Source organism: Algorimicrobium bowmanii, from assembly GCF_054031195.1.
On record NZ_CM132929.1, the window covers coordinates 2,786,368 to 2,800,712 of the forward strand.

Here is a 14,345-nt window from a genome sequence, read left to right on the forward strand (position 1 = left end):
CTATAAAAAATTAAAAAGCATGAGTACCGCCATGATAATCATGATGGTATTTTCAATAAATGTGGCTTTAGTCATCGGTAAATTTAATGCTGTGCCTAAACATGCACACTGAATCGTCTTTTTACTTATCAGAGACTTTGTAACACCTACTGTAGTAATTCCTAAAATAATAAGTGTACTAATTAATGCTATATCTATTTTAAAACGCATTAAAAACATCAGTCCTAATAACAATTCTATAAAAGGGTAAACCCAACCATATACAGGTAACACTTTAGCTAACGGATCATACATCCTGAAAGACTTTGGAAACCCTTTTAAATCTAAAAGCTTAAAAAAGCTAAACACAATGTAAAATAGCCCCATAAAATCAAGCATGAATCCAGCCCAATTTAAGGGATCGAAATTTAAAAGGAATGCTGCTATAGAGATATAAGCAAAGATTAAAAACAGAGGAAACAACTGCTGCAACTCAGATTTTTCAACCTTTACTGCTGGTTTATGTTTGGGGACATCCATTTTTTCTGAAATAGAAAATTTCTTAGGCAGGGCACTCTGCAATGTAGTAACATCAACTTCACTTTTCAATGTTAGTTGTGTTTCTCCTGTTTCAAGACGCACTTTTACATCCTGAACATCATCTAGTTTCAGTAAGGATTCCGTTACTGAATTCTTACAACCATTACAGGTCATACCAGTAACTGTATATAGATTTATCATATAATTATGATTTTAAATTCAACATATTTACCTGTAGTTTTCACCAATTAAAACTAGTGAAAACAACAAAAAAATTACATTTTACAAGCTAAAGCGTACTTATAAAACGAGGTGATTTTTAAATCAAATTATGAATACTTGATGCAACAATCGGAGTTCTGTTGTCAAGTTTGGTGGAGAATAATTTTTATGTGGAACAACTAAATTTGGCGTTCCTTCAAATAATGATAAATAAGCATCGGCAAAACAAACTATAAAGACCTGTTGATCTAGATCCAACTCTTTAAATGATTTAACACTTAATTCATCCTGTCCTAGTATAACATCTAAAGTATCTTTACAACAGTCATCAATAAGTTCAACCTCGCCAGAAGCACACTTTTCCACACTATCAAATATGGATGCGTCTATTAAAATATCACCACAAAAATGCTTTTCAACAGTAAATGAAACTGTCGAAAACAGGACTAATAAAGCCATGCTTACTGAAAACACATTATGGAATATCGTTTTTATCACAAAGCAAATTTACAAAAAATACATAAACCAAAAACGATATTAACAGCAATATAAAGAATTAACTATTTTGTTTATGATAGAAAAATGCTGGCACAAGTAATAACAACATAAGAGGTTGGATTAAAAAACGTCGTATATTAAAAAACAAATAATAATCTTCTTGTCTAGGGTTAATTACAAAATACAAAAACAACAATATAAGTACAACATAGGAAAAAGCATAGACTAAAGCAGAAAACCGCACTATCAATACATCTTTAAATATAGCATATATAATACCAAGTGATAGGATCGTATTCATAAAGAACCTTAAACTGGTATAAGCAGTAAGTTTTAAAACTTCACGTCTAGGCGAATCGATATATAAATAATCGTTTTTAAAAAACAACAAATAAGGATCATAAAAGAGCTCTTGTTCAAAAAACCGAATTAAAACTAACAAAACAGCAAGAAGAGTAATACTTAAAATGGTTAGAAATTTATTCATGTTTTAATGCCATTTTAGAAAACCTATTCACCCAAATAATCCATAACAAGCATACCATACCATAAATAATAGCTGGAAAAATAACGGTATGAAGCACATCTTTTCGCCAAGGGTAATGGTATAAACCTACGGAAAGGATAACTATCCGCATTAAATTAACAACGTAAATTAACACAGAACCTGTTAATATATAGATAAATGTTGATTTAAAAGTCCCTGAGAATGCTAGAATAAAAGAAACAAAAAGAATAATTACACTCACAGAATTACACCCCTCGATAACACGTGCTACAAATTTGCCGTTTATTATAAGTTTCATGGATGCTTCCTTAGAATGCGGCACCACTTGAGCCTCATAATCTAAACTTTGCAATAAATCGGCACTCTGTTCAGACACCAAATGCGTCATATAGTCGGGATAAAAACGCCCTCCTTCAGATGCTTGTAAATACAGCTTATAGGTAAACGTTAAAACCGTATATACCGCTAAAAACGTTAATATAAACCGAATAACCGACTTGTATTTTATTAGTAATTCTCTCACTATAAACTATGCTATTTTACATTGTTAAAGTTATATAAAATCTTATCCAAATATCACTGCAATTTAAATACTTTTGTTGAAACTTTAATGACTCATGACATTTCAAGAATTAAAAACTGCCGTTACAGAATTAATAGACAACACAGACCTAACTGTAAACGAAAGACTCTTAGCTATTTGCACGGAGTTAGAACGAGAAATCCCGTATTACAACTGGGTTGGTTTTTATTTTAAAAACGGTAATAAAAACGAACTTAAATTAGGTCCCTATGTTGGTGAACCTACAGACCATACCATTATCCCTTTTGGCAAAGGTATTTGCGGACAAGTAGCAGTAAGCAATGAAAACTTTGTAGTACCTGATGTTTCTGCCCAGGATAATTATATAGCATGTAGCATTACTGTAAAAGCGGAAATTGTAATTCCTATTTTTCTTAATAATGAAAATATCGGACAAATAGATATCGATTCAAATACACCTGATCCATTTACCGAAAAAGACATAGAGTTTTTAGAATTTGTTTGCCAAAAAGTAGCAACAATTTTATAACTGTTAATAACTTCTATTGTAAGTTGAAAAACAGTTGTGTTTTAAGTTAAAACACAACTGTTTTTTTTAATGTATTTACCTATTTTTGCACCTTATAAACAACACAACACAAATGAGTACAACAAAAACTATTAAATCGGCTTTAATTTCTGTTTTCAGCAAGGACGGATTAGAGCCTATTGTAAAAACATTACACGAACAAAACGTTACCATTTATTCTACAGGTGGCACTGAAAAATTTATTAAAGACTTAGGTATTCCTGTAATCCCTGTTGAAGATGTAACCTCTTACCCTTCCATTCTTGGTGGTCGTGTAAAAACATTACACCCAAAAGTTTTTGGTGGTATTCTAAACAGACAAAATACACCAAGTGACGTTGCTGAATTAGCAGAATTTGATATTCCACAAATAGATTTAGTAATTGTGGATTTATATCCTTTTGAAAAAACAGTAGCCTCAGGTGCCGACAACCAAGATATTATTGAAAAAATAGATATCGGTGGTATTTCCTTAATCCGTGCAGCAGCTAAAAACTATGCCGATGTTGTTTGCGTAGCTTCAGTTAATGATTACAGTGAATTTTTAGACTTATTACAATCTAAAAAAGGAGAAACGACAGAAGCAGACAGAAAACGTTTTGCTGCAAAGTCATTTAATGTTTCTTCTCATTACGATTCTGCAATTTTTAATTATTTCAATAAAGAAAATGATATAGCAAGTTTCAAGTTAAGTGAAACAAATGGGCAAGCGTTACGCTACGGTGAAAACCCACATCAAAAAGGCTTTTTCTTTGGCGACTTTGACGCGATGTTCACTAAACTTCATGGTAAAGAATTAAGTTACAACAACTTACTAGATGTAGATGCTGCAGTAAACTTAATGAATGAGTTTAAAGGAGAAGCACCAACTTTTGCTATTTTAAAACATAATAATGCATGTGGTTTTGCACAGCGTGACACCGTTAAACAAGCATATACAGATGCATTAGCTGGCGATCCAGTATCAGCATTTGGCGGGATTTTAATTAGTAACACGGAAATAGACGAAGCTACAGCAACCGCTATTCATAGTTTATTCTGTGAAGTTGTTATTGCACCTTCTTTTTCTGATGCTGCTTTAGATATTTTAAAAGGCAAAAAAAATCGTATTTTATTAATACAAAACGAAATTGCGTTACCAAAAACAACTGTTAGAACTTGTTTGAATGGTATTTTAGTTCAGGACCGTGATAACTTAACAGATAGTTTAGAAAGTTTAACTAATGCTACAAACAATAATCCTTCAAAAAGCGAGTTAGAAGACTTAATATTTGCTTCAAAAATATGCAAGCATACCAAGTCTAATACTATCGTATTAGCTAAAAACAAACAATTATGTGCTAGTGGAACAGGACAAACAAGTCGTGTAGATGCATTAAACCAAGCTATCCATAAAGCTCAATCTTTTAATTTTGACTTAAAAGGAGCTGTAATGGCAAGTGATGCTTTTTTCCCTTTCCCTGATTGTGTTGAAATAGCAGATAATGCTGGTATCTCAGCAGTAATTCAACCAGGTGGGTCTATAAAAGATCAACTAAGTATAGATTACTGTAACGACAACAATGTAGCAATGGTATTTACAGGAACACGTCATTTTAAGCATTAAAAAACAATATAAAACGTCACTTTAATTAAAACTTAAAGTGGCGTTATTTTACTTGAAAATTTACATTGATAAATAAAAAACAAGTAAAAAGCCTCAAAACGAAAGCCAAAGTTAATAATTGCCTAAACTTTTATTACATTTACAAGATTTGATTAATAACATTCAATATAAACGCTAAAACGCATGGGATTTTTTGACTTCTTAACCGAAGAAATTGCAATAGATTTAGGAACTGCCAATACACTTATCATCCATAATGATAAAGTAGTAGTGGACAGTCCATCAATTGTTGCACGCGATAGAATTTCTGGAAAAATAATTGCCGTTGGTAAAGAAGCCAGTTTAATGCAAGGAAAAACCCATGAAAACATTAAAACCGTTAGGCCTTTAAAAGATGGTGTTATAGCAGATTTTGATGCAAGTGAACAAATGATTAGTATGTTTATCAAAAACATACCTGCATTAAAGAAAAAATTATTCCCACCATCTCTACGTATGGTTGTTTGTATCCCATCAGGCATTACAGAGGTTGAAATGCGTGCGGTAAAAGAATCTTGTGAGCGTGTAAATGGTAAAGAAGTATATCTAATACACGAACCTATGGCGGCTGCTATTGGTATTGGTGTAGATATCATGCAACCCAAAGGTAATATGATTGTCGATATAGGTGGTGGAACAACCGAAATTGCGGTTATAGCTTTAGGTGGTATTGTTTGTGACAAATCTGTTAAGATTGCAGGTGATGTATTTACAAATGATATTATTTATTACATGCGCACCCAACACAACTTATATGTAGGTGAACGCACTGCTGAAAAAATAAAAATACAAATAGGTGCTGCTACCGAAGATTTAGAGTTGCCACCTGAAGATATGAGTGTTCAAGGACGTGATTTACTTACAGGAAAGCCTAAACAAGTACAAATTTCTTATCGTGAAATTGCAAAAGCTTTAGATAAGTCTATTTTACGTATTGAAGATGCTGTAATGGAAACATTATCACAAACACCTCCTGAATTAGCTGCAGATATTTACAACACTGGTATTTATTTAGCTGGTGGAGGATCTATGTTACGTGGTTTAGACAAACGTTTATCTCAAAAAACAGACTTACCAGTATACATTGCTGAAGATCCATTACGTGCTGTTGTACGTGGTACAGGAATTACTTTAAAGAATTTACCAAAATTCAAAAGTGTCTTGATAAAATAGCATATAAACCATGCAACAAATCATAAAATTCTTTTTAAGAAACAAAACTTTTTTGTTGTATTTGCTACTGCTTTTTATTGCCATAGTTTTTACAATTCAATCGCATTCTTATCATAAAAGTAAGTTTATAAACTCAGCTAACTTAATAACTGGAGGGGTTTATAATTCTGCTAATAATTTGTCGGTATATTTCAATTTAGAGTCTCAAAATCGTCTACTTCAAGAAGAAAATGCGCGCCTTAACTCAACTTTACACACACCTGTAGCCAGCAATAACAGCTTTATTACAGACAGTGTTTATAATGGTGTGGATTTTAAGTTTACCCCTGCACAAGTTATAAAAAACAGCTATTCGGCCACCAATAATGTGCTAACTATCAATAAAGGGAAACGTGATAGCATCAAACAAGATTACGGCGTTATAACCCCAAAAGGAATCTTAGGTATTATTGATCAAACAAGCCATAAGTTTGCAACCGTGTTATCTATTTTAAATACCAATATTAAAATTAGCGCACAACTTAAAAACACGAATCATTTTGGTTCACTAATGTGGGATACTAAATCACCACAAATTGTACAACTAAATGAAATTTCAAAAATAGCGCCTATTAAAAAAGGTGATACTATAATTACATCTGGTAGATCGGTAATATTCCCAAAAGGAATTCCCGTTGGAACAGTTAAAGATTTTCGTCTAGATAATGCTGAAAATTTTTACACCATTGATGTGTTACTTTTTAATGATATGACAAATATTGAGTATGTTTATATTATTGAAAATGTAGATAAAACGGAGTTAAATAGCTTATTAAATTCCAACTATGAATAACACCACATTATCTTATAGCGTTCAATTTATTGTGCTAATATTAGGACAGGTTTTAGTTTTAAATCATATAAACTTTTTAGGACAGGTAAACCCGTATTTATATATTATTTTCATCCTATTATTTCCAATAAACAACAACCGTTTGGTATTTCTTTTACTTAGCTTTTTTTTAGGACTTACAGTAGATATTTTTTCAGACTCTGGTGGTGTTCATGCCGCAGCAGCTGTAAGCATTGCTTTTATAAGACCAATAGTTTTAAAGTTCTGTTTTGGGTCTGTTTATGAGCATCATACTATTAAATTTAAAAATGTTGATTTCGGTCAGAAATTCACTTATTTCACCATCCTCATATTTATTCACCATTTTATTTTATTCTCATTAGAAATTTTTAACTTTAAAGATATAATTTTGGTGCTCCAAAAAACGTTATTCTCAAGTATATTTACTATTATACTTTGTTTAATAACAACCATCTTATTCAGTAGAAAAACTTAATGCGACAATTTTTACTCTTTTTTTTAATCATTCTAGTAGGGATCACCTTTATTGGAAGGCTTTTTTATTTACAAGTATACACAGCCGATGGCTACAGTATACTAGATGATAATGCCATTCGAAAGGTTTACGATTACCCAAAACGTGGATTTGTTTACGACAGAAACAACAACTTACTAGTAGGCAACCAGCCCTCTTACGATGTAATGGTTATACCTAGAGAAGTAAAACCACTTGACACATTAGAGTTCTGTTCACTATTAAAAATTACTAAAGAACGTTTTATAAAAACATACAAGCGGGCATATAACTATTCCCCGCGTCTTCCTTATGTATTTCTTGCGCACCTCTCTAAAGAAGATTATGCCGTGTTACAAGAAAAAATGCGTAAATACGAAGGCTTTTATATCCAAAAAAGACTATTACGCGATTACCAAACTACAGTAGGAGCTAACGTATTAGGTTTTATTGCTGAAGCCACACAAAGCCAAATAGCTAAAAACCCCTATTATAAAATGGGTGATTTAGTCGGTAAACAAGGAGTGGAATTATCTTATGAAGAGGAACTTCGTGGGGTTAAAGGAATTAAGTTTATTCAAAAAGATCGTTTTAATAGAGACATTGGCCCGTATAAAGATGGTAAGTTTGACACCCTTCCAAGACAAGGAAAAGATATAAAAATAACCATCGACCAGAAACTCCAGCAATATGGCGAGTTACTAATGTCTAACAAACGTGGAGGTATTGTAGCCCTCGAGCCAAAAACTGGAGAAATTTTAGCATTAGTTTCAGCCCCCTCCTACGACCCTAACTTATTGGTTGGACGTAAACGATCTAAAAACTACACACGTTTATATAGAGACAGTATTCACTTACCGTTAATTGACAAAGGTCTATTACGTGTCCATGAACCTGGTTCACCATTTAAAGCTATCGTAGCACTTACAGCGTTACAAGAAGGTGTTATCACACCTGAAACTAATATTTTTTGCTCTGGTGTGTATCATTATGGCCGTAGAGGAAAAATGGGCTGTCATTGTGGTGGCGGAAATAGAGATTTAGAACTTGGAATAGCAAAATCTTGTAACTCTTATTTTGCACATGCCTTTCGTAAAAGTTTAGAAATTGTCCCTAGTTCAAGCGAAGCTATGGACATATGGAGTAACCATGTAAAAAGTTTTGGACTCGGTCAATATCTAGGCACCGACTTACCAATTGGAAAAAAAGGAAATATCCCCAACGGTAGTTATTATGATAAATGGTATCCAGATTTTAACTGGGGAGGAACTACTGTTATTTCAAACTCTATTGGACAAGGTGAAATATTAGTGACTCCGATACACTTAGCCAACATGACGGCTGCAATTGCTAACAGAGGATACTATTATACACCTCATATAATTAAAAACATTGAAGGACAAGAAATAGACCCTAAGTTTACTACCCCAAAACAGACAACAATAGACAAAGCATATTTTGAACCCGTTGTAGAAGGTTTATTTGATGTTTATGAAAATAACGGTACCGCACGCTTATTGCGTGTGCCTGGAATAGAAATCTGTGGTAAAACGGGAACTGCCGAAAACTTCGCAATCATTGAAGGTAAGCGCACACAACTTACAGACCATTCGTTATTTATAGCATTTGCTCCAAAAGACGACCCTAAAATTGCAATAGCTGTTTTTGTTGAAAATGGTCATTACGGATCAAAATACGCCGGAAAGATTGCGAGTTTAATGATTGAAAAATACTTAAAAGACACTATTAGCCGAACAGATTTAGAAGATTGGCTATTAGAACACAGTTTGGAGTATGAATACATGAAACCATATTCAGGCAAACCATTCAACATTAATAATTTTACCGACTTACAAGCCATTCCTCAGGAAGAACTCGACATTTTAAAAAACAAATTGGAACAAATCAAGTAAACCATTATGGCTAGAGAAACCAATAGATATTTTAAATTTGATTGGATAACCATCATTTTATTCCTACTACTAGTAGGCTTCGGATGGATGAACATTCTTTCAGCTTCTCATATAGGTGAAACCATAGATTATTTTGATTTTTCCCAACCATACGGTAAACAGCTTATTTTTATTTGCTTAACACTTTTATTAATCGTTTTAATACTATCCTTAGAATCTAAATTCTATGAACGTTTTTCTAGTGTTATCTATATGCTCTCAATGATATCGATGGTCGGGTTATTTATATTTGGTAAAAATGTGAATGGAGCTACTTCATGGTATGGAATTGGAGGTATGACCTTTCAGCCTAGTGAGTTTGCAAAAGCCGCAACAGCACTTGCCATAGCAAAACACCTAAGCGATCTTCACATAGATTTAAAAAATTTCAAAGATCAAATAAAAGCCTTTATCATAATCGGTATTCCGGCTTTATTGGTTTTACTCCAGAACGATACAGGTAGTGCATTAGTGTATGGTGCATTCTTCTTTGTTTTCTATAGAGAAGGACTACCTAAAGTGTATCTTACATTAGGAGTATTATTAATTTTAATCTCTATTTGCTCCTTAAAATTTGGCGCTATAATAACAAGTAGCATTGTTACAATTGCCATTTTAACCTATCACTTTACAAGGCGTAAAAAACCCGCTATTTTAAAAACTATTTTTGCGCTAACAGCATGCCTTATATTAAGTTTTGGCGTGAAATTCTTTTACGATCATGTCTTACAAATTCATCAACAAGACCGCATTAGTTTATGGTTGCGATTAGAAAAAGACCCTGTTAAAATAAAAAAAATGCAAAGAGATATCCTTTATAATCTCTACGAATCTGAAAAAGCTATTAGCTCTGGAGGACTAACCGGAAAAGGTTATTTACAGGGCACTAGAACTACTGGTAAATTTGTCCCTGAACAGCATACCGATTACATATTTAGTACCGTAGGTGAAGAATGGGGATTTGCAGGCACAGTATTTGTTGTGTTACTTTTTGTACTCCTACTACTACGGGTGCTTCATGTTGCTGAATTACAAAAATCACAATTTAGTCGTGTTTACGGCTATAGTGTTGCTGCTATATTCTTTTTCCATTTTATGATTAATATTGGTATGGTAATGGGGCTTATACCTACAATAGGTATTCCACTACCCTTTTTCAGCTATGGTGGTTCTGGCCTTTGGGGCTTTACAATTTTACTATTTATATTCATCAAGCTTGACTCCAATAGAATTAATGAATGGTAGATTCTACCAAAAATAAACCGGTAATTTTTAAGTAAATTAACTCAGAAAGACACAATATTTAGTACTTTTAATCTAGTTGAACTTATTCATAATAACTTACTAGCTACTAAATAAAATCAAAACTCATACTATTCACTATAATCTAAACCATTTAAAATATGACTAAAAACTACTTTTTACTACTATGCTGTTTTTGCTTTACAGGCTTAATATCAGCACAAGAAGAAACTTCCAGCACAGGAGGAGATGCTCAGGCTAATAATCCATTAGCAAATATGACTGCTTTAAACTTTCATGATTATTACGCTCCAAAATTAACAGATGCTCCCGATGATGCTTATTTAAACACCGCATGGGTTCGGTTTGCTAAACCATTTTCTAGCGGTAAATTATTACTACGTGTATCTGCTCCCATGGGAACTATTGGTATGCCAAACCCTACAACCAATACAGTAAATGCCGTAAATGGATTAGGGGACATTAATGCATTTTTATCTTATAATTTTGTATCAAAACCGACTACAACTATTGGTGCAGGGCCACTTTTAGCCGCTCCTACAGCATCTGATGAACTTTTGGGAGCAGGAAAATGGCAAGCTGGTTTTGCTTTTGTAGCCTTTATAGCTAAATCACCTATTTTTCAATTTGGTGGTTTGGTAACTTGGCAAACATCCTTTGCAGGTCATGATGATAGAGCTAGCACTAATTTTGCAGCCGTTCAGCCATTCTATTTTTGGCAATTAGGTGGTGGCACATATTTAAGAGGAGCTCCAACATGGGTATTCGATATTAAAAACGATAGCTATGCCGTACCTTTAGCATTAGGTTTAGGACAAGTAATAAAATTAGGAACCACAGTTTTCAATGTTTTTGTAGAACCACAATACGCTATGTTACACAGTGGTACACAGGCCCAATTTCAAGTTTTTACAGGTATAAACTTACAGTTTAGCAAACCTTGATATAACACACATCTAACCACACAAAAAAAGCTACACCATTTATGATGTAGCTTTTTTTTTATATGTATACTTACATTATTAATCAATAGGGTTTAACCAGTCTGAATCCAATTTTGGTTTATCTCTAGCTTCTAAAACTTTAAAATAGCGGGCTCTAGATGCTTTTAAAGCTTCGAGTAAAGCCGAGCTATTAGACACAGAGTTTGTGTTATTCTGATACATGTTACTTAATAACTTATTATACTCTGTTTTAAGATTATCTGTACCGTATACTTTAATAAAATAATCAAAACTTTGTGTTTCTAAATCCAAAAGAAGCATCCACTGCGTTAATAGCTTTATAAATTCTTCAGCATGCTTCTTTTTTAAAGCATGAGAAACTTTAGAAAACATATAGCGTTCTGAATGTATATAAGCGGTATAAGACTTCTTAGAATAAGGAATTAACCATTTAAGTAATCTAAATAATACATAACTTGCTAACACCAATAGCACCAAATATATTACAAAACGCTTAGGCGTTATACCGAGAATTAAAAATGGCTTATCTTCAGCTACCTCAGGTTCCTTTGTACTTGCCTCCAATTGTTTTTTTATGCTTGCTAACATTTCCAAGTCATCATTTGGAGCAACTTGAACTACTGTAGAATCGATTACTTTTTTGTAGAATTTTTTAGTGTAATAATTCCAATAAACAAATTCTATTTTAGGAAGTACCACCTCGCCTTCCTTTTCAAAAAGATAATTAACCATTTCCACGCGTTTTGCAGAAACAGCTGTTTTAGATTTAGTTGTATTAGTTCGTGGCCGCGTTTTATAAATACTCACACCAGGTACAGAGTCCCAAACAATTTCAGGAATAAACTCTGATAGCGTTCCAGCTGCCGAGCGTGTTATGGTGCGTTGTAAAACATCTCCAACTTTTACATCTTTTAATGTTGTATTCCAATTTTCATTAATATTTAAGGAACTAGATACCAACCAATTGTTAGGGTCGTAGCCAACGGGTATATCTGAAACCATTATTTTTTTTGGTTTCGTATGAATTACGTGCTTTATACCTTTGTAACCTCCCGTTTTAGGTGATTCCACATGAATAGTCAACTCCGGAATAGTCAATTCCCCAGCTTTAGTTGGAAAAAGATTGTATATAAAATCGACACCCGAAAAACGTTTTCCACTAAACTCTTTAGAATTTGAAACAGATCTAAAATAAACAGTTAGAGCTCCCTCCACTTGTATATTTCCGACATCAACACCTGAAGTAAACCACGTATTTGTATACACAGATACAGTCATTTGAACCGGCTGACCAATATAAGCTGAATTGTGGTTTACAGAAACATAACTAATAAGTTGCTGCCCATAACTCTGGGCACTTATAGCTACTAAAAAAAAGATAATATATTTAAGTTTACCTACCATTCATTTAAAGTTTCTTCAGCATTTGTTTGCTTTTTCTTTATTTGATATTTGAATTTTTTTGTTAGAAACAATGCCGGATCGTCATCCACCTTACGCATTAAAACATTTTTAGGCACACCTCCTGCTCCAGATTTAAAATCATCAGGAACTTCATCCAATTCCTTCCCCATATGCTTATCGGTAGCTGCCTCTTCTTCCATACGTTCTTTTTCCATGTCCTTTTTTGTGGCTTCTTGTCCTCCACCACTAAAATCTTCCATAGAATCATTTTTTTTATTCTTAGCGTTTGGTTTCTCCTCATTTAGTTGAGCTTCTTCAGGTACATTACTCTTCGCCATTTCTAAAGCGTTCCTAACCTGACTTAGGTTTGTTTTAGCATCACCAAAACTCGAATCGATAGCCACTAGAGATTCAAAAACTTCCTGTGACTTACTTAAATCGCCTAGTTTAGCATAAGTTAATCCTAAATTATACAATCCTGTTTTGGAGCTGTCCTTCTCAAAAGCTGTTTTAGCACTTAGAAAATCGCCTTGCTTAAAATAAGAAACACCTTGATGTAATGGATCTTCATATAAAGTTGCTGCTTCAGCATAATTACCAGCATCAAAAGCTTGCTGTCCTTGATAAGGTTTGCTATACCACAAATCTTTAAAACTCATTTTAGAATTATCATCAGTATTGTCATCTTTAGAACATGAAGACAAAGTCATTAAGAATAATAAACTATATATAGCCCAACCTTTTCTAAAACTAAAAGCAAATAAAATTATGACAGGAATAAGCAACCAATAACCATCGTCTTGCCAATTCTCTTCATTATCTTTTGGCTTTTCTTCAAAAACAAGATGCTTGCTGATATCTTCAGCTAATAGTTTTACATCACTATTATCCAAAGACATATCTAAAACCTGAACATTATCAATTGTTTTTAAATTATCTGAAACAGCAATATTTCGTTTAGATAAAACGTGCTTACCTTTAACTTTTAAAGGAACTTTTGGATTGTAAAATGAAGGAATGTTAGCTCCAGCCGTTGTTGCTAGGGGATAAATTAATAACTGAACATTATTTTGTTGCATAAAAGCACTAACACTTTGAACATCTACCCCTTCTAGATCATCGGTAAATAGGAGTATTTTACCTTCTGCTACATTATCTTGAAATTGCATATCTAAATTAGCAAACAAGTTCTCAAATCCAGTACCTCGCTTTGGCATCATTTGTGGTTTCAATCCATCTAGATGGTCTAAAATTATCTTATAATCAGTTGTAAAAGGAACAACCGTATGAGTTGATGCAGCAAACACTTGTAAAGCTGCTTCTGCACGCGGATTAGCCTCTAAAAAATCTTGAATTTTAAATTTAGCACGCTCTAACCTGCTAGGTGAAACATCGGTTGCCAACATACTTTGCGACAAATCTAATGCTATAACTAGTTGCGATTCTAATTTTTTAGTTGGTTGCTTTACCTCTTTCCAAGTAGGTCCTAAAAAACCAATAAAAGCGAATCCAAAAAGTAAAAACAGAGACACATGAATCAATCGTGATTTCCAAGCAGTACCTTTTTGAATAACATAAGGTCTCAGATGTGTTGCAATATTTTTTTTCCAACTTGATTTTTCAGAATAAGCTATAATACCTAAAAGTATGATTATAGCTAATGGAATAGCTAACCATAAGTATTCGGCTCTTAAAAAATGGAATTTCTCCCAATTGATATGTTTCATTTTATCAATCA

Annotated in this window: 14 protein-coding genes; 8 read left to right on the plus strand and 6 right to left on the minus strand. The window is 33.2% G+C overall.

Going from position 1 to position 14,345, the window contains the following annotated elements; translation table 11 throughout:
• The 4 genes from ACW5R3_RS12525 to xrtF form a co-directional block, all read right to left on the minus strand.
• Positions 1-720 carry a heavy-metal-associated domain-containing protein gene (locus ACW5R3_RS12525; protein WP_456577355.1) on the minus strand — a complete coding sequence of 240 codons (720 nt, stop codon included), beginning with the start codon at positions 718-720 and terminating at the stop codon, positions 1-3.
• A gap of 123 nt (positions 721-843) precedes the next feature.
• On the minus strand, positions 844-1,239 hold the full coding sequence (locus ACW5R3_RS12530; RefSeq protein WP_456577356.1) for an HYC_CC_PP family protein: 396 nt from the start codon (positions 1,237-1,239) through the stop codon (positions 844-846).
• A gap of 58 nt (positions 1,240-1,297) precedes the next feature.
• The gene (locus ACW5R3_RS12535) at positions 1,298-1,726 is read right to left on the minus strand and encodes an exosortase F system-associated membrane protein (RefSeq protein ID WP_456577357.1); all 429 of its coding nucleotides are present in this window, start codon (positions 1,724-1,726) and stop codon (positions 1,298-1,300) included.
• On the minus strand, positions 1,719-2,270 hold the full coding sequence (xrtF, locus tag ACW5R3_RS12540; RefSeq protein WP_456577358.1) for an exosortase family protein XrtF: 552 nt from the start codon (positions 2,268-2,270) through the stop codon (positions 1,719-1,721). The genes ACW5R3_RS12535 and xrtF overlap by 8 nt, the downstream gene beginning before the upstream one ends.
• A 94-nt stretch (positions 2,271-2,364) precedes the next feature.
• Here xrtF and ACW5R3_RS12545 point away from each other — a divergent pair, with 94 nt between their 5' ends.
• The 8 genes from ACW5R3_RS12545 (at position 2,365) to ACW5R3_RS12580 (ending at position 11,182) form a co-directional block, all read left to right on the plus strand.
• Complete coding sequence (locus ACW5R3_RS12545) at positions 2,365-2,820, plus strand: GAF domain-containing protein (protein ID WP_456577359.1); 456 nt, start codon at positions 2,365-2,367, stop codon at positions 2,818-2,820.
• A gap of 112 nt (positions 2,821-2,932) precedes the next feature.
• Positions 2,933-4,465 (plus strand): bifunctional phosphoribosylaminoimidazolecarboxamide formyltransferase/IMP cyclohydrolase, encoded by a 1,533-nt coding sequence (purH, locus tag ACW5R3_RS12550; RefSeq protein ID WP_456577360.1) that lies wholly within the window; start codon positions 2,933-2,935, stop codon positions 4,463-4,465.
• A gap of 183 nt (positions 4,466-4,648) precedes the next feature.
• Positions 4,649-5,677 carry a rod shape-determining protein gene (locus ACW5R3_RS12555; protein ID WP_456577361.1) on the plus strand — a complete coding sequence of 343 codons (1,029 nt, stop codon included), beginning with the start codon at positions 4,649-4,651 and terminating at the stop codon, positions 5,675-5,677.
• 10 nt (positions 5,678-5,687) lie between these two features.
• On the plus strand, positions 5,688-6,509 hold the full coding sequence (mreC, locus tag ACW5R3_RS12560) for a rod shape-determining protein MreC (protein ID WP_456577362.1): 822 nt from the start codon (positions 5,688-5,690) through the stop codon (positions 6,507-6,509).
• On the plus strand, positions 6,502-7,005 hold the full coding sequence (gene mreD, locus ACW5R3_RS12565; protein ID WP_456577363.1) for a rod shape-determining protein MreD: 504 nt from the start codon (positions 6,502-6,504) through the stop codon (positions 7,003-7,005). The genes mreC and mreD overlap by 8 nt, the downstream gene beginning before the upstream one ends.
• Positions 7,005-8,936: a penicillin-binding protein 2 gene (gene mrdA, locus ACW5R3_RS12570; protein WP_456577364.1), complete on the plus strand. Its 1,932-nt coding sequence runs from the start codon at positions 7,005-7,007 to the stop codon at positions 8,934-8,936. The genes mreD and mrdA overlap by 1 nt, the downstream gene beginning before the upstream one ends.
• A 6-nt stretch (positions 8,937-8,942) precedes the next feature.
• Entirely contained in the window at positions 8,943-10,220 is a 1,278-nt protein-coding gene (rodA, locus tag ACW5R3_RS12575; RefSeq protein WP_456577365.1) for a rod shape-determining protein RodA, read from the plus strand.
• Positions 10,221-10,378: 158 nt separating this feature from the next.
• Positions 10,379-11,182: a hypothetical protein gene (locus ACW5R3_RS12580; RefSeq protein ID WP_456577366.1), complete on the plus strand. Its 804-nt coding sequence runs from the start codon at positions 10,379-10,381 to the stop codon at positions 11,180-11,182.
• Positions 11,183-11,260: 78 nt separating this feature from the next.
• Here the strand turns inward: ACW5R3_RS12580 and ACW5R3_RS12585 are convergent, their stop codons facing one another.
• Together ACW5R3_RS12585 and ACW5R3_RS12590 are read right to left on the minus strand one after the other, a co-directional pair.
• Positions 11,261-12,607, minus strand: coding sequence for a BatD family protein (locus ACW5R3_RS12585; protein WP_456577367.1), 1,347 nt, complete (start codon positions 12,605-12,607; stop codon positions 11,261-11,263).
• Entirely contained in the window at positions 12,601-14,334 is a 1,734-nt protein-coding gene (locus ACW5R3_RS12590; RefSeq protein WP_456577368.1) for a VWA domain-containing protein, read from the minus strand. Before ACW5R3_RS12590 ends, ACW5R3_RS12585 begins: the two co-directional genes overlap by 7 nt.
• Positions 14,335-14,345: the final 11 nt, after the last annotated feature.

Bases quoted from the DNA above. Each gene is read 5' to 3' on its own strand.
- ACW5R3_RS12525 (WP_456577355.1), bottom strand. From the start codon at position 720: ATGATAAATCTATATACAGTTACTGGTATGACCTGTAATGGTTGTAAG.
- ACW5R3_RS12535 (WP_456577357.1), bottom strand. From the start codon at position 1,726: ATGAATAAATTTCTAACCATTTTAAGTATTACTCTTCTTGCTGTTTTG.
- ACW5R3_RS12545 (WP_456577359.1), top strand. From the start codon at position 2,365: ATGACATTTCAAGAATTAAAAACTGCCGTTACAGAATTAATAGACAAC.
- purH (WP_456577360.1), top strand. From the start codon at position 2,933: ATGAGTACAACAAAAACTATTAAATCGGCTTTAATTTCTGTTTTCAGC.
- ACW5R3_RS12555 (WP_456577361.1), top strand. From the start codon at position 4,649: ATGGGATTTTTTGACTTCTTAACCGAAGAAATTGCAATAGATTTAGGA.
- mreC (WP_456577362.1), top strand. From the start codon at position 5,688: ATGCAACAAATCATAAAATTCTTTTTAAGAAACAAAACTTTTTTGTTG.
- mreD (WP_456577363.1), top strand. From the start codon at position 6,502: ATGAATAACACCACATTATCTTATAGCGTTCAATTTATTGTGCTAATA.
- mrdA (WP_456577364.1), top strand. From the start codon at position 7,005: ATGCGACAATTTTTACTCTTTTTTTTAATCATTCTAGTAGGGATCACC.
- rodA (WP_456577365.1), top strand. From the start codon at position 8,943: ATGGCTAGAGAAACCAATAGATATTTTAAATTTGATTGGATAACCATC.
- ACW5R3_RS12580 (WP_456577366.1), top strand. From the start codon at position 10,379: ATGACTAAAAACTACTTTTTACTACTATGCTGTTTTTGCTTTACAGGC.
- ACW5R3_RS12585 (WP_456577367.1), bottom strand. From the start codon at position 12,607: ATGGTAGGTAAACTTAAATATATTATCTTTTTTTTAGTAGCTATAAGT.
- ACW5R3_RS12590 (WP_456577368.1), bottom strand. From the start codon at position 14,334: ATGAAACATATCAATTGGGAGAAATTCCATTTTTTAAGAGCCGAATAC.